Origin of the sequence: Phocaeicola sp. GP0067, assembly GCF_031119655.1 — a bacterium.
GTDB classification, from domain to species: Bacteria; Bacteroidota; Bacteroidia; order Bacteroidales; family Bacteroidaceae; genus Phocaeicola; species Phocaeicola vulgatus.
Genome location: NZ_JAVHZY010000012.1, coordinates 24836 through 43414, shown reverse-complemented (window position 1 = coordinate 43414; position 18579 = coordinate 24836). Strand labels below are relative to the sequence as shown.

Sequence of the window (18579 nt, the reverse complement as noted above, 5' to 3'; positions counted from 1 at the left end):
GGATATGAAAACAATATGTCTTTATTTTGAAATACATCAAATTATCCATCTGAAACGCTATCGCTGTTTTGATATAGGCCGTGACCATTATTATTATGATGATTATGAAAATGAGCGCGGCATCAGTGATATAGCCGAACGCTCGTATATTCCTGCGCTGAGTGCGTTGATTGAAATGGCAAAGAATCACGGTGATACTTTCAAGGTGGCTTTGTCTATCTCGGGTGTGGCGCTGGAACAGTTGGAAGTGCATGCGCCCGGTGTAATCGAGTTGTTGCATCAGTTGAATGAGACCGGATGTTGCGAATTCTTGTGCGAACCTTATTCTCACGGTCTTTCCTCATTGGCTAATGAAGATTGTTTCCGCGAAGAAGTGGAACGTATGCGTACCAAGATTAAACAAATATTTGGCAAGGAGCCGAAGGTATTCCGTAACTCCAGCTTGATTTATTCGAATGATATTGGCGCTACGATAGCCGATATGGGCTTTAAAGGTATGTTGACTGAAGGCGCGAAACATATTTTGGGTTGGAAGAGCCCGCACTACCTGTATCATTGCGCCATGAATCCGAACTTGAAGTTATTGCTTCGCGATTTCAAATTGTCTGATGACATCAGCCTGCGTTTCTCTAATTCCGAATGGAATGAATATCCGTTGTTTGCCGACAAATATATAGATTGGATTGCAGCTTTGCCGGAGGAGGAGCAGGTTATCAATATTTTCATGGAACTTTCTGCTTTGGGTATCGCCCAGCCATTGTCTTCCAATATTTTGGAATTTATGAAAGCACTGCCTGTCTGCGCAAAAGAAAGAGGGGTTACTTTCTCTACTCCGACCGATATCATTACCAAACTGAAATCTGTGGATCAGGTGGATGTTCCTTATCCTATGTCATGGATAGACGAGGAACGCGATATCAGTCCGTGGTTAGGCAATGTGATGCAGCGTGAGGCTTTCAATAAACTTTATAGTGTGGCAGAACGTGTTCATTTGTGCGATGATCGCCGTATTAAGCAGGATTGGGATTATTTGCAGGCAAGTAATAATTTCCGCTTCATGACCACTAAGAATACCGGTATTTGGTTGAATCGTGGTATTTATGATTCTCCGTATGATGCTTTCACCAACTATATGAACATTTTGGGTGATTTTATAAGTCGTGTCAATTCGTTGTATCCGGTAGATATGGATAACGAAGAATTAAATTCGTTGCTTACTACCATTAAGAATCAGGGCGAGGAATTGGTGGCTTTGAACAAGGAAGTGGAGAGATTGCAGGCTAAACTGGAGAAAGCTGAAGGCAAAAAGGCTCCTGCCGTAAAGAAAGAACCTGCTGCCAAGAAACCGGCGGCGGCCAAGAAAGCGACGGCAAAGAAGCCGGTTGCCAAGAAAGCTGCTTCGAAGAAAGAAGAATAACAGAAATATAATATAAAGGACTTAAGAATTCACCGTTGTGCTTTCGGAAAACTGGTTTTAAGGTTGTAAGAGGCGGAACGGTGTTTTTCTATATAAAAGTTTGCTGCATTGAATATTTTATTTACCTTTGCCAATCTCAGATACGAAAAAACATGAAACAATTGTGCCAGAATAAACATACGATACGTTTCCGCTATTGGAGCCGGAAGAAGTACGCTATGTTTTATAGCTTGGGCAAATATGTAACTATTGGTAATCTGAAAAAGGAGATTGCCGATGTATCGTTGGGTAAACAGGCAAATGTTTGCACGGCATTCTCTGTTTGCTCTTCCGCACGGAAAGAGGATGCTGGAGAGGAATATGAAGAAGGAATGGCCCCTGTTGAATCCATGTTGCAAATGCTTCGGATCCAACTGCCTCAACCACAGGTGGCTGACGTGATTTGTCTTTTTTATTTAAATAAATATTTGTTTGCCGGAAAGATGTGCCATGCATCTTTTCGGCTTTTTTTGTCTTAATATGAACTGTATATGATGCTGAATGAAATAAGAAACAAAGTGTTGGGCGGTGAGAAGATTACCGTAGAAGAAGCCCGTTGGCTGTCCTGCCAGGCAGAGAAACAGGATTTGTATGATGCGGCTCATGAGATAACACGGGTTCTGGCTTCTCGGAAATTCGATATGTGTTCCATTATCAATGCTAAATCCGGTAAATGTCCTGAGAATTGTAAATGGTGCGCACAGTCTGCACATTATAAAACAAAAGCGGATGTTTATGATTTGGTTGGGAAGGAAGAATGTCTGCGCCATGCTTTGTATAACGAAGCGCAGGGAGTATCCCGTTTTTCTTTGGTGACCAGCGGCAGGAAACCGGGTAGCCGTAACATGGACCGGCTATGTGAGACAACAGAGTACATGCGTGCGCATTCGCATATTCAGTTATGCGCTTCTTTAGGATTACTGGATGAAGCGGAATTGGAACGGCTGTTTAAGGCAGGCATCACCCGTTATCATTGTAATCTGGAAACGGCTCCCTCTTATTTTTCATCTCTATGTTCTACTCATACACAAGAACAGAAAATAGAAACGTTGCAGGCAGCACGCAGGGTGGGGATGGATGTATGCAGCGGAGGAATCATCGGCATGGGCGAAACAATGGAACAGCGTATTGAGTTTGCTTTTACACTGAGGGAATTGGAAGTACAGTCTATTCCTATAAACCTGTTACAGCCTATACCCGGCACTCCATTGGAAAAAATGGATCGTCTTGCAGAGGCGGAGATTCTGACAACCATCGCTTTATTCCGTTTTATCAATCCCACAGCCTTTCTTCGTTTTGCCGGAGGGCGTTCACAGATGAGTGTGGAAGCTGTAAAGAAAGCATTGTATATCGGTATTAATTCTGCCATTGTGGGAGATTTGCTGACTACATTAGGTTCCAAAGTATCAGAAGATAAAATATTGATAGAAGAGGCCGGGTATTCGCTTTGATACATTATAAAGTTATTATAACAATAAGGAAATAATATATGGAAAATTTTGACAGGGAGCATTTATGGCATCCTTATACATCGACTACTCATCCGCTGCCCACTTATAAGGTAAGGCGGGCGGATGGAGTATATATAGAATTGGAGGACGGAAGATGTTTGATAGAAGGGATGTCTTCGTGGTGGTGCATGGTACATGGATACAATCATCCGGTATTGAACCAAGCGCTCAAGGAACAGATAGACCGTATGAGCCATGTCATGTTCGGCGGACTGACACACGATCCGGCCATCGAATTAGGCAGGTTGTTGCTGAAGATTGTTCCTCCCCGTATGCAGAAAATATTTTATGCTGATTCCGGTTCGGTTGCGGTAGAAGTGGCACTGAAAATGGCCGTGCAATATTGGTATGCGCAAGGGAAGGAAAAGAAAAATAATTTTGTAACTATTCAGTCCGGATATCATGGAGATACGTGGAATGCCATGTCCGTTTGTGATCCGGTGACCGGTATGCATCATATTTTTGGCCCTACATTGCCTGTGCGTTATTTTGTTCCTGCTCCTCGGTCGCGCTTTGGCGGAATCTGGTATGAAGAGGATATAGAACCCTTGAAGGAAATATTGGAACAGCATCATGAAGAAATGGCTGCATTGATTTTGGAACCTATTGTACAAGGGGCGGGCGGAATGCGTTTTTATCATCCTGAGTTTTTGCGCCAGGTAGAGAAACTTTGCAGGCAATATCGTCTGTTGTTAATCTTTGATGAGATAGCGACAGGTTTCGGAAGAACAGGGAAACTGTTTGCTTGGGAGCATGCAGGTGTCCAGCCCGATATCATGTGCATAGGTAAGGCACTGACCGGTGGATACATGACTTTTTCTGCTGTCCTTGCCAGTGATGAGGTGGCTGATACCATTTCCGGCGGTTATCCGGGAGTCTTTATGCACGGCCCTACTTTTATGGGAAATCCGTTGGCTTGTGCCGTAGCGAAAGCATCCGTGGAATTGTTGCTTTCATATAGTTGGGAGGAAAAGGTAAAGGCTATTGAATCACAATTGAAGAGGGAGCTGGCTCCTGCTGCTTTATTGCCGCAGGTGGCTGATGTGCGTGTATTGGGAGCTATCGGGGTTATTGAAGTGAAGAAACCGGTAGATATGGCTTTCATGCAACGTCGTTTTGTCGAAGAAGGAGTATGGGTACGTCCTTTTGGAAAACTGGTGTATATCATGCCGCCTTTTATAATTCAGCCGGAAGAATTGAGCAAATTGACGCATTCACTGGTAAAGATAGTAGGAGAATTAAAAGAATAAGTGATAGTATTGGGAAAAATAGAAAAAATGAATTCATTAACAGACTGGGAAAGAGAATTAGCCCTGCTTGAAAATAAAAGTAATCTTCGTAAGTTGCCTGTTATCCGCCATTTGGGAAGAGAGGTGGAGGTGAATGGAAAAGTGATGCTTAACCTTTCATCCAACGATTATCTGGGATTGGCTGCTTACCTGCCATTACGTACGGAATTCTTGCAAAGTCTTACTCCCGACACTTTTCTTCCTTCCTCTTCATCCTCTCGGCTGCTGACAGGAAATTTTAATATCTATGTTCAGATAGAGGATTTGCTTGCCCGACTGTTTCGGAAGGAAAGCGCGTTGGTTTTTAATAGTGGTTATCACATGAATGCCGGTATTCTTCCTGCAGTGAGCGATGCTCGTACATTGATTCTTGCCGATAAACTGGTACATGCCAGCATTATTGACGGCATTCGTTTATCGGCGGCCAAGTGTATCCGGTACCGGCATAACCGATATGACCAATTGGAACAGTTGCTGGTTTCCAATCATGCCGGGTATGATAGAATAATTATTGTAACCGAAAGTATTTTCAGTATGGACGGTGATGAGGCCGATCTCCGCCGTTTGGTCACTTTGAAGCAACAATATGATAATGTATTGCTGTATGTGGATGAAGCGCATGCTGTAGGGGTGCGGGGGATACATGGCCTGGGGTGTGCGGAAGAACAGGATTGTGTGGCTGACATCGATTTTTTATGTGGAACTTTTGGTAAAGCGTTGGCCTCAGTAGGAGGCTATATTGTTTGTTCGAAGACCATCCGTGATTATTTGATCAATAAAATGCGTACATTCATATTTACAACGGCTCTTCCTCCTGTCAACTTGCTATGGACATTCTTTATCCTGGAGCATTTGGACAGTTTCAGCTTCCGGAGGGAAAGGTTGAAGAGAATATCCTCTCTTTTGAAAGACGCGTTGGTAAAGAAAGGCTACGCTTGTCCTTCTACCAGCCATATTCTGCCAATGACGATAGGCGATAGCGGTGATACGGTGTTAAAGACCGATTTCTTGCAGCGTAAAGGTTTTTATGCGTTGCCGGTGCGTCCTCCCACTGTGCCCGAAGGAACATCGCGTATCCGTTTTTCGTTGACAGCGGATATTACTGAAGAAGAAATAAAAAGTCTGATAGAATTGATATGAAACATTATTTTATACAACAAAAGCATCTTCCCCGATTGACACTTTTTTTTGCCGGTTGGGGAATGGATGAATGTCCTTTCATGGATTATTGCCCCGAAAATAGCGATCTGTTGGTTTGTTATGATTATCGTTCGCTGGATTTTGATTTCACGTTGTTGCAGGGTTATCAGGAGATTCGCCTGATAGCCTGGTCTATGGGAGTATGGGCCGCGTCTATGGTATTGCAGGATATGGACTTGCCTATTTGTGAGCGTGTTGCTTTGAATGGCACGGTAACTCCTGTCGATGATTTGAAAGGTATTCCGCAGCAAGTTTTTGAAGGAACACTGGAAGGCTTGAATGAGGTTGCGCTGGAAAAGTTTATCCGCAGGATGTGTTTGAAAAAGGAGAATCTGGAAACATTCTTGTCGAAACGTCCGCAACGTGCGGTAGAGGAACTGCAAGAAGAGCTTCGGAGGATTGGAGAACAGGTAAAATCTTGCGCTGTTCCCAGTTTTGCATGGGAACGGGCTGTTATAGGCAAGAATGATTTGATTTTTACGGCGGTCAACCAAAGAAATGCATGGACAGGGACGGAAGTGGCAGAGTATGATATTCCTCATTATTCAGAAGAAATAATGAGAGATTTGCTATGCCCGTCTGTTATTTAAAACAAAAACGTATGATTAATAAGCAATTGATAACCCGTCGCTTTTCCCGCGCTGTAGAGAGTTATAACCGTGAGGCGGTGGCACAAAAGCAGATAGCATACCGCATGAGTGATATGCTAAATCATTATTTGCCCCGTCCGTGCAGCCGGATATTGGAAATTGGTAGCGGGACGGGCTTTCTTACCCGCAGGTTGATGGAAACCCTCCATCCTGAAAAACTGGTGTTGAATGACATTTGTCAGGAGATGAGTTCTTGTTTCACCGATTTGTTGGGAAGCGGGCAGGCTACCTTTCTGGCAGGGGATGCCGAGTCCCTTCCTTTTCCAAAAGGACAGGATTTGATTGTATCATGCTCGGCATTACAGTGGTTTGTTTCTCCCGAGCTGTTTTTTGAACGTTGTAATACTTTGTTGAAGCAGAAAGGATATTTTGCTTTTACTACGTTCGGCAGGGATAATCTGAAAGAAGTTGCATCGGTTACCGGCAGCGGTCTTCACTATCGTTCTTTAGAGGAATTAGAAGAAGCGCTGCGCATATACTATGAGATCGTGAAGGCTCATGAGGAACGTATCTGTCTGACTTTCGGTACTCCGCTCGAAGTGCTTTATCACTTGAAACACACCGGGGTGGCTGCTGTCAGGCAACAAGCGTGGACTAAAAGGGATTTGCAGGATTTCTGTGACAAGTATGCCCGTTTGTTCAGTGATGGTCGTTCGGTGACTTTGACTTATCATCCTATTTATATTATTGCAAAGAAAAGACAATAGAAATAAAAAGAATCATGAAACAGAATGTATTTTTCGTAAGTGGTATTGATACAAATATTGGTAAAAGTTATGCCACGGCCTATCTGGCACATCTTTGGAACAAACAAGGATGTCGTACTATTACTCAAAAATTCATACAGACAGGAAATCCGGAAGGTTATTCGGAGGATATTGAGTTGCATCGTCGTCTGATGGGGATGGAGTATTTGCCTGAGGATGAGCAGGGACTTACCAAACCTGAAATATTTTCTTATCCGGCTTCTCCCCATTTGGCTTCACGAATAGATAACCGCGCCATTGATTTTGATAAAATAAAGCATGCCACGGAGGTGCTGAGTGAGCGCTATGATGCTGTTTTAGTAGAAGGAGCCGGGGGGCTGATGGTGCCGTTGACAGAAGATAATCTGACTATAGACTATGTTCAGGAATCGGGTTATCCCTTAGTTTTTGTTACTTCGGGACGATTGGGAAGTATCAACCATACATTATTGAGTTTTGAGGCTATAGAACGGAGAGGGATAAAGCTTCATACAGTGATGTACAATCTGTTTCCCGAAGGAGAGGATAAAATCATTCAAGCAGATACAGAAACTTATATTTGTCGTTATATAGAGAAGCATTTCCCGGATACAGCATTTGTGAAGGTACCTTGCTTGTAATTCATCTTTCTTGTTTATGATGTGTTTACCTGATAAAAAGAGGTTGTTCTACATCTGACGACCTCTTTTTATTAGTTGTATCCATAATTTTCCGCTTAAGTTATAGTATGATTTTTACTTTGTGGAGTAGTTTTGGCCGTGTAATGAGTTATTTCTCCTGTTCTGCATTGTACAAGGCGATATATCCGCGTTCTTCTGTACGGATGCGGACGGCATTCAAATGCGTCCTTGACATGTTTTGCCAATGCCTTTTACATTGCAATAGGAAAGCCATTCGATTTTGGCTTCGAGCAATGCTTCTTTTACGTCCTCGAATTGGGTCTTACAGATAATAGCTTCAATTTTTTTATTGTTGTATTTGTATTTTGTATATAATGTAATCTTTTTACCTTCTAAAAAACTAATACTTTGTTGTTATCCTTGTCTGGTTATGCTCTTTATGATTAAAAACTTAGCCCGAAAACGAAATAAGCCCCTTCAGTGCGTGGGTTTACGGTGACTTTTGCAAAAGCTGGAACGGAGAATGAATCGGTGATTTTTATTTCCTTGGCGGCTCCCATGCTGATGTCGCATACGGTGAAACCGTTGGAACCGTTGCATACAGGGGCTTCGGAATAGTTGTAAAAGTCTGTGCCCCACGGAGTCGCTCCTATTTCCGCTGTCCATTCCAGCCCTGCCAGTGTGAAAGGTACGGTAGCCGAGATATAGGACGAATAGGCTCTGTTTCCTCCGTTATTCACTCCGTCGGTTCCGGCGAAATTGGTATACCAGTTCAAGGCCAGCGGTCCGAAGTCATAACCTATTTGTGCCTCGAAGGTATGGTTGGTATTGTGTGAGCCGTAATGAAAATACCCCGGTCCTCCATTGAACCAGTAATCTGTGACGGAGATACTGAAACCTCCTGTGGCGTAGCCTAATGTGAGGTCAATCTCTTTTGTATCTTCTTTTTCGATACCTGCTGTTCCCCATGCAGACAATGAGAACCCTTTGTAAGAAACTGACAACGTGGGTTGGATACTGACACCTCCTAAATCTTGGCCACGCCAGATGTATCCGCTTACGAGATCGGCTCCTGCGCTGGCTTCCACTTTGTCCTGCGCCATGCCCATTGCCGGAACAGCTATTGCCAAGGCCGACAGAAATGTTGTTTTTCTAAAACTCTTTTTCATTGCTTTTTACCTTTTTAATCCATAATAGTGAGTTTGTTATATCTCGTATGTATTTGTTTTTCTTGTAATGGCTTGTGCTTGTTATGTGATAATACTTCAACGAATTCTATATTGGTTCGTTCGGGAAAAAGCGGATGATTCTCCAGTTTCGGACCTATTGCCGGCAAATTTACATCTTTTATATCATCTATGAAAACCACTAAATGTGGATTTCACATACAAACAAATGTTCTTTTGTATTCTTTTCCATCTACTGTGATTGTTTTTGCCAACATTTTGCCGTCCGGGGTATTTATTTGTCTGGAGTTGGCAAGCAGGGGAAGATCCATGTCCACTGTTACTTCTTCTACCAGCTCGTTCTCCGTATGCAGTTTTAGGACATAAGGTGCTTTAGGGTGTTTACGTATATATAGTCATTACCTGCTCCCTGCATCTTTGTGAACTTGATTGTTGTTGCCATTTTGTCTATAATTTCTTCTGTTATTATTTCCTTTTGTCTTAATTTAGTGCAAATATATATCTTGTTGATGCTTTATAAATTTGAGCCTGTATTCTGTTATGGAACATATAGTTTAGGTAATATTTTGTTGGTTATTCAGTGTCGTATAATTGGTATCATATATAATTAAGGTGGATGATTGATGTAACAAGATGATAATATATTATCTTATTTTTATATTATTTTGTTACCTTTGCATCCTGTTGGATAAAAAAGAGATTTGTAATGCAGAATATTATTGCGATAGAAAATGGTGTGACCCGCCATCCGCTGTACCGGATGAAGGAACCGGTGAATATGACACTTGCCACCGGAGAACATATAGCTGTTGTGGGGAGAAACGGGGCAGGAAAAAGTATATTGGTAGATACGATTACAGGCCGGTGGCCGTTGTTGATGAACGAAGTGAAGTATGATTTCTCTCTTTCTCCTTCGAAGATGGCATACGAGAATATAAAGTATATTGCTTTCCGTGATTCATACGGAGATTCCGATGGAAATTACTATTATCAGCAACGATGGAATGCCCATGATTTGGATGAAACCCCACTGGTACGTGATTTGTTGCCCGAAGCGACCGATTCAGGTCTGAAAAAGGCTTTGTATGAACTGTTTGGCATAGAGAGGATGCTGGATAAACATATTATTCTGCTTTCCAGTGGTGAGTTACGTAAGTTTCAACTGACAAAGACTTTGCTGAGTAATCCGCGTGTACTGATTATGGATAATCCCTTTATCGGACTGGATGCGAAGACGAGGGACCTGCTTCATACATTGTTGGGCGAACTGACTAAAGTAACCCATTTGCAGGTAATCCTTATCTTGTCTAAGTCCGATGATATTCCTGCTTTTATTACTCATGTTATTCCTGTGGAAGACAGGGTGTGTGGTAAAAAGATAACTTTGCAGGAATATTTGGCGGTCCGTAAGCCGATACCGGAACGGATACTTTCCGAAGAAAAGGAGGCACGGATTCTGAATTTGCCTTACGGCGGTGATTTGTATCACACCGAGCACGTAGTTGATTTGAACAAGGTAAGCATCCGTTATGGCGAGCGTACCATTTTGAAAGATTTGGACTGGACAGTGAAAAGTGGCGAGAAATGGGCTTTGAGTGGAGAGAACGGTTCAGGAAAGTCTACGTTGTTGAGTTTGGTCTGTGCGGATAATCCGCAGAGTTATGCTTGTGATATTACCTTGTTCGGCAGAAAACGCGGTTCCGGAGAAAGTATTTGGGAGATAAAGAAGCATATAGGATATGTCAGTCCTGAGATGCATCGCGCTTATCTGAAGAACCTTCCTGCCATAGATATTGTGGCAAGCGGACTACATGATTCTGTGGGGTTGTACAAACGTCCGCGTCCCGAGCAGATGGCGGCTTGTGAATGGTGGATGGATATTTTTGGTATTGCAGATTTGAAAGACCGGAATTTCTTGCAGTTGTCCAGTGGCGAGCAGCGTCTGGTGTTGTTGGCCCGTGCTTTTGTGAAGGATCCTGAGTTGCTTATTTTGGACGAGCCTTTGCATGGGTTGGACTTGTACAACCGCCGGTTGGTGAAAGATGTGATAGAAACTTTCTGTCGTCGTAAGGACAAGACCATGATTATGGTGACACATTATCAGGAAGAGTTGCCCGCATGTATAACTAACTTTCTTTTCTTGAAGCGGAATTAAAAGTTCTTTTTCTAAAGGTACGTTCCGGGCAGACGGAAGACGACAGGTTAAACGATAGTGCCCTGTCGCTTTCCGGACAAGCCGGGATGTTGGGCTGAGTACAAATAATCCTACTGTTCGTTTCATAAATATAGCATTGAAATTTTTAAAAGAAAACGAATCATGGAAAACACATTAAAAAAGCCTATGACAGGCATTATTCCTCCTTTAGTGACTCCGTTACTGGATAATGACAAACTGGATATTGATGGTTTGGAAAGGTTGATAGAACGATTGATAAAAGGAGGAGTGCACGGATTATTTATACTGGGTACCACCGGAGAAGCGCAGAGTATCAGTTACCGGCTTCGCCATGAAATGATAAAGGAAACTTGCCGTATCAATGCCGGAAGACTTCCGGTTCTGGTTTGTATTTCCGATACATCAATTGTAGAAAGTATTCATCTGGCACATGTAGGGGCCGAGTGTGGTGCTTCAGCCGTAGTTTCCGCTCCCCCTTACTACTTTGCTCCGGGACAGCCTGAACTGGCCGAATTTTATGAGGACCTGATTCCTCAGTTGCCGTTACCTATCTTCTTGTACAATATGCCGTCGCACACGAAAGTGAATTTTGCTCCGGCTACTATTCAACGCATTGCCCGTAATCCTCAGGTGGTGGGATTCAAGGATAGTTCGGCTAATGCCGTTTATTTCCAGTCCGTGATGTATGTCATGAAGGACAGACAGGATTTCGCCATGTTGGTGGGACCGGAGGAAATTACGGCAGAGTGTGTGTTGCTGGGTGGACATGGGGGGATCAACGGAGGTGCCAATATGTTCCCGGAATTATATGTAGATCTTTATCATGCTGCGGTAGCGCGTGACATGGAAACCGTAAGTCGGCTGCAACCCTTGGTGATGCAAATCAGTAGCAGTATTTATACCGTGGGGCAGCATGGCTCCAGTTATTTGAAAGGATTGAAATGCGCGTTGTCTTTATTGGGCGTTTGTGATGATTTTGTTGCGGCTCCTTTCCATCGCTTCAATGTTCCGGAACGCGAGAAGATACGCAAGGCGTTGGAGGCACTCCCTTTTTGTCCGGAATTGAAACCTTAAATGCTCGGTCTGTATGCATATCATTGATATAATCGTCTTTTTGTTGTTTACCGGCGGAGTCGTGGCCTTCGGTTGTTCTTTCTTTAAGAAGAAAGGTACCTCCGAGGAGTTCACTTCTGCCGGAAGAAGTTTGCCCGGCTGGGTGGTGGGGATGTCCATTTTCGCCACGTATGTCAGCAGTATCAGTTATCTGGGATATCCGGGAAAGGCCTTTTCGGGAGATTGGAATGCATTTGTATTCAGTCTTTCTATTCCTATCGCCTCTTATTTTGCGGCTCGTTACTTTGTGCCTTTTTACCGGAGTCAGGACAGCATATCGGCTTATAGCTTTTTGGAAAACCGTTTCGGTCCTTGGGCACGTATATATGCTTCGTCCTGCTATCTGCTCACCCAGATAGCACGTACAGGGTCTATTCTGTATTTGTTGGCGTTGCCCATGAATGTATTGTTGGGATGGCATATCCAGACCATTATTGTTGTAACCAGTGTGGCTATTGTGCTTTATTCCATGTTGGGTGGCATGAAGGCTGTCATTTGGACAGAGGCCATACAGGGAATTATTCTGATCGGAGGTGCGTTGGTATGTATGTTTATTTTGCTTTTTGATATGCCCGGAGGTCCGGTGCAGACTTTCTCCATCGCCATGGAAGATGGTAAATTCAGCTTGGGAAGCTTTGGAAGCAGTTTAAGTGAGTCCACTTTTTGGGTGTGTCTGATTTATGGTATATTTACTAATTTGCAGAACTATGGTATAGACCAGAGTTATGTGCAACGTTATCATACGGCGAAGAATGAGAAAGAGGCTAAGTTTTCGGCCTTGTTCGGAGGATATTTGTTTATTCCCGTTTCGGCCGTTTTCTTTATGATAGGGACTGGGCTGTATGCGTTCTATAAAGTGCATCCGGGGATCTTGCCCGACGGGGTGAGGGCGGATTATGTCTTTCCGTTTTTTATAGTCAATGAGTTGCCGGTGGGGTTGACAGGCCTGCTGATTGCTTCTATCTTTGCCGCAGGTATGAGTACCATTGCGACCAGTGTCACTAGTTCGTCTACCATCATTCTGACGGATTATTATCAGCGGTTCCGCAAACATGCCGGAAACAGGGAGCGGATGTTGGTGCTGAAACTCTCCAGTGTAGGAGTGGGAGTGGCAGGGATTCTGGTGGCTTTTGCCTTTATGAGTGTGCAAAGTGCGCTGGATGCCTGGTGGGCGTTGGCGTCTATTTTCAGCGGAGGCATGTTGGGACTGTTTCTATTGGGGTATATTTCGAAGAAGGCACGTAATTTTGATGCGGTACTGGGAGTCGTTTGTGGAGTAATTCTGGTTTGTTGGATTGTGATATCCCCCTTTGTACATGCCAATCTGGCTATCGTGTTCGGGACGTTGCTGATATTTTTGGTGGGATTCCTGAGTGCTAATCTGCTTAATAAGAGAAGGTGTAAGTAGAATAACTTAATTTTATAAAACTCAACTTTATAGAAAAGAATTTTTCATCTGAAACTTGACATTCTTCATTGACAATAAGAAGGCCGTATCACTTTTGAGTAATGATACGGCTTTTCTGTATTTGTCGGTTACAATCTGTAACCTTTAGAATGTTCATTTTGGTTTTGATTCACTCTCCGGTTTATTAATCGTTTCATCGTTCTCCTTATCAGATAAATCTTTTCAGCTCATTGACCCTGTTTAATGCGGCATTGAAATCTTCCACCAGTTCTTTCATCACTTCGTCTACCGTCTGTAATTTATGTATGCATGATGCGACTTGTCCTATTTCCAGTTCACCTTCGAATAAATCTCCTTCAAAGATTCCCTTTTTGGCACGTCCTTTTCCTAACAAAGTGCGTAGTTCATCCGTTGTTGCGCCACGGCTTTCCGCTTCTTCTACTTGTTTGAAGAAATCATTCTTGACCAACCGGACGGGAGAGAGCTGTTTCAATGTCAGTTGGGTATCTCCTTCATTCAGTCGCAGACACCGGTCTTTGAATGTGAAATGAGCAGAACTCTCTTCGGTTAATGCAAAGCGCGTGCCTATTTGTACCCCGTCGGCCCCCAATGCCATAGCAGCCAGTATGCTTTCTCCCGATCCGATACCTCCGGCAGCTATCAACGGCACAGTGGTGATCTGTCTGACGGCTGGAATAAGACATAGGGTGGTCGTTTCCTCCCGTCCGTTATGTCCTCCTGCTTCGAATCCTTCGGCTACGATGGCGTCTACACCTGCTTCTTCACATTTGGCGGCAAACTTGGTGCTTGCCACTACATGGGCCACAATGATTCCATGCTCATGCAGGTGTTCTGTCCAGGTCTTTGGATTTCCGGCAGAGGTGAAGACGATTTTCACACCCTCTTCTATTACCATATTGATAAGGATGTCTATTTCGGGATACATCAGCGGAATGTTTACTCCGAAAGGTTTGTCTGTCGCCGCTTTGCATTTCTGTATGTGTTCGCGTAAGGTCTCGGGATGCATGGAGCCTGCTCCTATCAGTCCCAGTCCTCCGGCGTTACTTACTGCGGAGGCTAGTCGCCAACCGCTACACCATACCATTCCTCCCTGTATGATGGGATACTTTATTCCAAAAAGATTGCAAATTCTGTTCATATGTAATAATTTAATAATTTGTCTATTTGCTAATGTACCAATAACTATGTGGGACATAATACAGCCGATTAGCACATTGACAAATTGTTCATTATACAAAACAACTAACTTTTATTGAATGTTTTAGGGAGAAAGTAGTGAAAAAAGGAAAAATTCTTAGAAATTTTAAGGTTTGTAGAACAGAAATGGTCTATCTTTGTTCTCAGAATTAAAATTGTATATTTATAAACGGATAAAAAACATGTTATTACAACTGCTATTTGTACTTGTCGCTATTATTGTAGGTGCCCGTCTGGGAGGTATCGGACTGGGAGTGATGGGAGGTGTGGGCCTTGCCATATTGACCTTTGTTTTCGGACTTCAACCTACCGCTCCCCCTATTGATGTGATGTTGATGATTGTCGCCGTTATCTCTGCCGCCTCTTGTATGCAGGCTGCCGGCGGACTGGACTATATGGTGAAATTAGCAGAACGGTTGTTGCGTCGTAACCCTTCACAAGTGACTATCCTGAGTCCGTTGGTTACTTATCTGTTTACTTTTGTCGCAGGTACGGGGCATGTAGCCTACTCTGTGCTTCCTGTCATAGCCGAGGTGGCTACGGAAACTAAAATTCGTCCTGAGCGTCCTTTAGGCATTGCCGTTATCGCCTCGCAACAGGCTATTACCGCCAGCCCTATCTCTGCCGCTACCGTAGCGTTGCTGGGATTGCTGACAGGATTTGACATCACTCTGTTTGATATTCTGAAGATTACTATTCCCGCTACATTAATCGGTGTGTTGGTGGGAGCTTTCCTTTCAAAGAAGGTGGGTAAAGAGTTGTTGGAAGATCCCGAATACTTGCGCCGCTTGGAAGCCGGGATGATTGATACAAAACATGTGGAGCTGAACGATGTGAAGAATATGTTTCATGCCCGTATCTCGGTGATAATTTTTATTGCCGCCACGCTGTTGATAGTGTTGTTCGGTTCTATTCCTGCCATGCGTCCTGTGTTCAATGGTACGGCTTTGGATATGCCGGCTATTATTGAGATTTTGATGTTGTGTGCGGCGGCTGTTATTCTTCTCATTTCACGTACGGATGGAATTAAAGCTACACAAGGCAGTGTGTTTCCTGCCGGGATGCAGGCGGTAATCGCTATATTTGGTATTGCATGGATGGGAGATACCTTCATTAATGGAAACATTACGGAACTGACAGGCTCTATTGAGGGGATTGTGCGCCAAATGCCCTGGTTGTTCGGTCTGGCATTGTTTGTCATGTCCATTTTGCTTTATAGCCAGGCTGCTACGGTGCGTGCCATTGTGCCGTTAGGAATAGCACTGGGTATTTCTCCGATGATGTTGATTGCTTTGTTCCCTGCTGTCAACGGATATTTCTTTATTCCTAATTATCCTACAGTAGTGGCAGCTATAAATTTTGACCGTACAGGAACAACAGGCATTGGAAAATGGATTCTGAATCATTCGTTCATGATGCCTGGGATGGTGGCCACCATTGTTTCTATTGTGGTAGGTCTGCTGCTGGTACAGGTGTTCTAGAAAGGAAAGGGGGTAGGTGTATTCGGACTTGAAGATGAGTGATCTTCTGCCTGTAACATTTATAATGATTCGATGTATAACATATATATCATCGGCACATCTTCTTCTTTGTGTGAACAAAATTTCCAAATAATTATTATAGTAATAAAACCTAAACTTGAAAAGATTATGAACGGATTAAGAAAACTCAGCCTTATGGCGGCAATGCTGGTATGTACCACATTGGCTGCTGTCGCCCAAAAGCCTAATATCCATATATTGGCTACAGGGGGGACTATTGCCGGAACAGGCGCTTCGGCTACTAAAACAAATTATACTGCCGGGCAGGTGGCTATCAGCACATTGCTGGAAGCGGTTCCCGAAGTGAACAAAATAGCCAATGTGACCGGGGAACAGATTGTAAAAATCGGTTCTCAGGACATGAATGATGCCGTATGGCTGACGTTGGCCAAGCGTATCAACGAGCTTTTCAGCCGTGGAGATGTGGACGGTATCGTGATTACTCACGGGACTGACACGATGGAAGAAACCGCCTTTTTCCTGAACTTGACTGTGAAGAGTGACAAGCCTGTTGTATTGGTAGGAGCCATGCGCCCCTCTACGGCCATGAGTGCGGACGGACCGTTGAACTTGTATAATGCAGTAGTTACTGCCGCCGCCAGGGAATCACGGGGTAAAGGTGTCGTAATTGCCATGAACGGTTTGATTTTGGGAGCCCACGGAGCCATGAAGACCAATACAGTGGATGTACAAACTTTCCAGTCTCCTAACTCCGGTGCGTTGGGATATGTATTGAATGGTAAGGTTTTTTATAATATGGAATCTTTGAAACGCCATACCACCGGTTCCGATTTTGATGTGGCCCACCTTGACAAGCTGCCGAAAGTAGGTATCGTTTACAGTTATTCCAATGTAGAGGCTGATGTTATGATCCCTTTCCTGAATAATGGTTACCAAGGTATTATTCATGCCGGTGTGGGGAATGGCAACATTCATCAGAATTTGTTTCCGATGTTGGAAAAGGCCCGTCAGCAAGGTATTTTGGTAGTGCGTTCCAGCCGTGTTCCTACCGGACCGACCACATTGGATGCCGAGGTGGATGATAATAAATATCAATTCGTGGCTTCACAAGAGTTGAATCCTCAGAAAGCGCGTGTGTTGTTGATGTTGGCATTAACTAAAACAAAAGACTGGAAGAAGATTCAGGAATACTTCAACGTATACTAGTCCATCCGGCACTTTTTCTTTTTATCTCTTTTTCTTTTGCGCGCATAAAAGAAAAAGAGAATACATTATAACCTAAAACTTTGACTTATGAAAAGAATAATGTTAGTATGCCTGACAGCCCTTGCTGTCTCAGGCACTTACCCTTTATATGCCCAATCTTCCGGAAGTGATTTCATGGCCGGTGACAAAAGTCTGTTTGAAGAAGTCACCGGTATCAAGAAGAAAACGGACAAGTTCAATCTCTATCTTAATATGCACGGTGATTTCAATATGAAATGGAACGACTCCGGATTTGATCAGGGCGCATTCGAAATGAAGCAGCTCCGTATCGAAATGAAGGGAGATATCAATGATTGGTTGAGTTACCGTTACCGTCAGCGTCTGAATCGGGGTAACGATGGTTCCGGCAATATAGATAATGTACCTACCAGCATAGATTGGGCAGGAGTAGGCATCAAATTAAATAAGTTCTCATTTTTTGCCGGAAAGCAATGTGTCTCGTATGGTGGTATAGAATTTGATTTGAATCCGATTGATATTTACGAATATAGTGACATGATAGAGCACATGAGTAACTTCATGACTGGTTTGAATGTGGCATACAACTATAATTCTTATCAGCAGATACAATTTCAGGTATTGAACAGTCGGAACGGACCGTCCGAGGAGATGTATGGGGATTTGGAACGTACCAAACTGCCGTTAGTTTATACCTTGAACTGGAACGGAAATTTCCTGGATGTTTTCAAAACCCGTTGGTCTGCCTCTGTTATGAACGAAACGAAGGGCGAAAAGATGTATTATTACGCTTTGGGTAATGAATTTAATTTCAGCCCTAAATGGCATGCCTATTTTGACTGGATGTATTCTCGTGAAGGAGTAGACCGTAAAGGGATTATAACTAACATCGTAGGAACTGATAATCAGGCACACAATGCTTTTAATGCCGAATATATGTCCTATGTGTTGCATGTGAATTATCGTTTTGCCCCAAAGTGGAACTTGTTTGCAAAAGGAATGTATGAAACTGCTTCCGTTTATAAGGCAAGTGATGAAGTGGAAAAAGGGAAATATCGCACGGCATGGGGATATGCAGGAGGTATAGAATTTTATCCGATGGAGAGCAATCTGCACTTCTTCCTGGCATACGTGGGGCGTTCCTATAAATATACCGATCGTGCAAAGGCGTTGGGTGAGGATAATTTCAGTACCCATCGTGTGTCAGTGGGATTCATTTGGCAGATGCCTGTATTCTAGCTCATGCTTTCCTTTTTTGTTTGTTATGAAGAATCGGCAG

The 18579-nt window shown here is 43.5% G+C and carries 16 protein-coding genes and 2 pseudogenes; 14 read left to right on the top strand and 4 right to left on the bottom strand.

The window, feature by feature from the left end; all coding sequences use genetic code 11:
* Positions 1 to 4: 4 nt before the first annotated feature.
* The 8 genes from RE317_RS11160 to bioD all read left to right on the top strand — a co-directional run bounded on the left by RE317_RS11160 (position 5) and on the right by bioD (position 7472).
* Positions 5 to 1417, top strand: coding sequence for a glycoside hydrolase family 57 protein (locus RE317_RS11160; RefSeq protein WP_008667303.1), 1413 nt, complete (start codon positions 5 to 7; stop codon positions 1415 to 1417).
* A gap of 152 nt (positions 1418 to 1569) precedes the next feature.
* On the top strand, positions 1570 to 1935 hold the full coding sequence (locus RE317_RS11155; RefSeq protein WP_008667305.1) for a hypothetical protein: 366 nt from the start codon (positions 1570 to 1572) through the stop codon (positions 1933 to 1935).
* Positions 1936 to 1947: 12 nt separating this feature from the next.
* Complete coding sequence (bioB, locus tag RE317_RS11150) at positions 1948 to 2907, top strand: biotin synthase BioB (RefSeq protein WP_005843355.1); 960 nt, start codon at positions 1948 to 1950, stop codon at positions 2905 to 2907.
* A gap of 38 nt (positions 2908 to 2945) precedes the next feature.
* The gene (gene bioA, locus RE317_RS11145) at positions 2946 to 4217 is read left to right on the top strand and encodes an adenosylmethionine--8-amino-7-oxononanoate transaminase (RefSeq protein ID WP_008667308.1); all 1272 of its coding nucleotides are present in this window, start codon (positions 2946 to 2948) and stop codon (positions 4215 to 4217) included.
* Between the two features lie 27 nt (positions 4218 to 4244).
* Positions 4245 to 5396, top strand: a complete 1152-nt coding sequence (locus tag RE317_RS11140; protein WP_032939351.1) for an 8-amino-7-oxononanoate synthase — start codon at positions 4245 to 4247, stop codon at positions 5394 to 5396.
* Positions 5393 to 6046, top strand: a complete 654-nt coding sequence (locus RE317_RS11135; protein ID WP_005847975.1) for a DUF452 family protein — start codon at positions 5393 to 5395, stop codon at positions 6044 to 6046. Before RE317_RS11140 ends, RE317_RS11135 begins: the two co-directional genes overlap by 4 nt.
* Positions 6047 to 6057: 11 nt before the next feature.
* Positions 6058 to 6813, top strand: coding sequence for a malonyl-ACP O-methyltransferase BioC (gene bioC, locus RE317_RS11130; protein ID WP_117873258.1), 756 nt, complete (start codon positions 6058 to 6060; stop codon positions 6811 to 6813).
* Between the two features lie 14 nt (positions 6814 to 6827).
* Positions 6828 to 7472, top strand: coding sequence for a dethiobiotin synthase (gene bioD, locus RE317_RS11125; protein WP_005843364.1), 645 nt, complete (start codon positions 6828 to 6830; stop codon positions 7470 to 7472).
* Between the two features lie 219 nt (positions 7473 to 7691).
* Here bioD and RE317_RS11120 read toward each other — a convergent pair.
* The 3 genes and pseudogenes from RE317_RS11120 to RE317_RS11110 form a co-directional block, all read right to left on the bottom strand.
* Positions 7692 to 7853, bottom strand: a pseudogene (locus RE317_RS11120) (P-II family nitrogen regulator); the annotation flags it as partial.
* A gap of 62 nt (positions 7854 to 7915) precedes the next feature.
* Entirely contained in the window at positions 7916 to 8641 is a 726-nt protein-coding gene (locus tag RE317_RS11115) for a hypothetical protein (RefSeq protein ID WP_005847970.1), read from the bottom strand.
* A gap of 89 nt (positions 8642 to 8730) precedes the next feature.
* Positions 8731 to 9021, bottom strand: a pseudogene (locus RE317_RS11110) (diaminopimelate epimerase); the annotation flags it as partial.
* Positions 9022 to 9365: 344 nt separating this feature from the next.
* Between RE317_RS11110 and RE317_RS11105 the strand changes: the two are divergent.
* From RE317_RS11105 to RE317_RS11095, 3 genes are all read left to right on the top strand, one after another.
* Positions 9366 to 10814 carry an ATP-binding cassette domain-containing protein gene (locus RE317_RS11105; RefSeq protein ID WP_008667314.1) on the top strand — a complete coding sequence of 483 codons (1449 nt, stop codon included), beginning with the start codon at positions 9366 to 9368 and terminating at the stop codon, positions 10812 to 10814.
* Between the two features lie 162 nt (positions 10815 to 10976).
* Positions 10977 to 11909 carry a dihydrodipicolinate synthase family protein gene (locus RE317_RS11100; RefSeq protein ID WP_005847966.1) on the top strand — a complete coding sequence of 311 codons (933 nt, stop codon included), beginning with the start codon at positions 10977 to 10979 and terminating at the stop codon, positions 11907 to 11909.
* A gap of 13 nt (positions 11910 to 11922) precedes the next feature.
* Positions 11923 to 13356: a sodium:solute symporter gene (locus tag RE317_RS11095; protein ID WP_008667317.1), complete on the top strand. Its 1434-nt coding sequence runs from the start codon at positions 11923 to 11925 to the stop codon at positions 13354 to 13356.
* Positions 13357 to 13564: 208 nt separating this feature from the next.
* Here the strand turns inward: RE317_RS11095 and RE317_RS11090 are convergent, their stop codons facing one another.
* Positions 13565 to 14515, bottom strand: a complete 951-nt coding sequence (locus RE317_RS11090; protein ID WP_008667319.1) for a nitronate monooxygenase family protein — start codon at positions 14513 to 14515, stop codon at positions 13565 to 13567.
* Positions 14516 to 14756: 241 nt separating this feature from the next.
* On the opposite strand from RE317_RS11090, the gene RE317_RS11085 reads away from it, so the two are divergent.
* The 3 genes from RE317_RS11085 (at position 14757) to RE317_RS11075 (ending at position 18539) form a co-directional block, all read left to right on the top strand.
* Positions 14757 to 16055: an anaerobic C4-dicarboxylate transporter family protein gene (locus RE317_RS11085; RefSeq protein WP_005847962.1), complete on the top strand. Its 1299-nt coding sequence runs from the start codon at positions 14757 to 14759 to the stop codon at positions 16053 to 16055.
* Between the two features lie 168 nt (positions 16056 to 16223).
* Positions 16224 to 17282 carry an L-asparaginase 2 gene (ansB, locus tag RE317_RS11080; RefSeq protein ID WP_008667322.1) on the top strand — a complete coding sequence of 353 codons (1059 nt, stop codon included), beginning with the start codon at positions 16224 to 16226 and terminating at the stop codon, positions 17280 to 17282.
* 87 nt (positions 17283 to 17369) lie between these two features.
* The gene (locus RE317_RS11075) at positions 17370 to 18539 is read left to right on the top strand and encodes a porin (RefSeq protein ID WP_008667323.1); all 1170 of its coding nucleotides are present in this window, start codon (positions 17370 to 17372) and stop codon (positions 18537 to 18539) included.
* Positions 18540 to 18579: the final 40 nt, after the last annotated feature.

Coding starts and splice junctions, on each gene's coding strand:
- RE317_RS11160 (WP_008667303.1), top strand. CDS start 5: ATGAAAACAATATGTCTTTATTTTGAAATACATCAAATTATCCATCTG.
- RE317_RS11155 (WP_008667305.1), top strand. CDS start 1,570: ATGAAACAATTGTGCCAGAATAAACATACGATACGTTTCCGCTATTGG.
- bioB (WP_005843355.1), top strand. CDS start 1,948: ATGATGCTGAATGAAATAAGAAACAAAGTGTTGGGCGGTGAGAAGATT.
- bioA (WP_008667308.1), top strand. CDS start 2,946: ATGGAAAATTTTGACAGGGAGCATTTATGGCATCCTTATACATCGACT.
- RE317_RS11140 (WP_032939351.1), top strand. CDS start 4,245: ATGAATTCATTAACAGACTGGGAAAGAGAATTAGCCCTGCTTGAAAAT.
- RE317_RS11135 (WP_005847975.1), top strand. CDS start 5,393: ATGAAACATTATTTTATACAACAAAAGCATCTTCCCCGATTGACACTT.
- bioC (WP_117873258.1), top strand. CDS start 6,058: ATGATTAATAAGCAATTGATAACCCGTCGCTTTTCCCGCGCTGTAGAG.
- bioD (WP_005843364.1), top strand. CDS start 6,828: ATGAAACAGAATGTATTTTTCGTAAGTGGTATTGATACAAATATTGGT.
- RE317_RS11115 (WP_005847970.1), bottom strand. CDS start 8,641: ATGAAAAAGAGTTTTAGAAAAACAACATTTCTGTCGGCCTTGGCAATA.
- RE317_RS11105 (WP_008667314.1), top strand. CDS start 9,366: ATGCAGAATATTATTGCGATAGAAAATGGTGTGACCCGCCATCCGCTG.
- RE317_RS11100 (WP_005847966.1), top strand. CDS start 10,977: ATGGAAAACACATTAAAAAAGCCTATGACAGGCATTATTCCTCCTTTA.
- RE317_RS11095 (WP_008667317.1), top strand. CDS start 11,923: ATGCATATCATTGATATAATCGTCTTTTTGTTGTTTACCGGCGGAGTC.
- RE317_RS11090 (WP_008667319.1), bottom strand. CDS start 14,515: ATGAACAGAATTTGCAATCTTTTTGGAATAAAGTATCCCATCATACAG.
- RE317_RS11085 (WP_005847962.1), top strand. CDS start 14,757: ATGTTATTACAACTGCTATTTGTACTTGTCGCTATTATTGTAGGTGCC.
- ansB (WP_008667322.1), top strand. CDS start 16,224: ATGAACGGATTAAGAAAACTCAGCCTTATGGCGGCAATGCTGGTATGT.
- RE317_RS11075 (WP_008667323.1), top strand. CDS start 17,370: ATGAAAAGAATAATGTTAGTATGCCTGACAGCCCTTGCTGTCTCAGGC.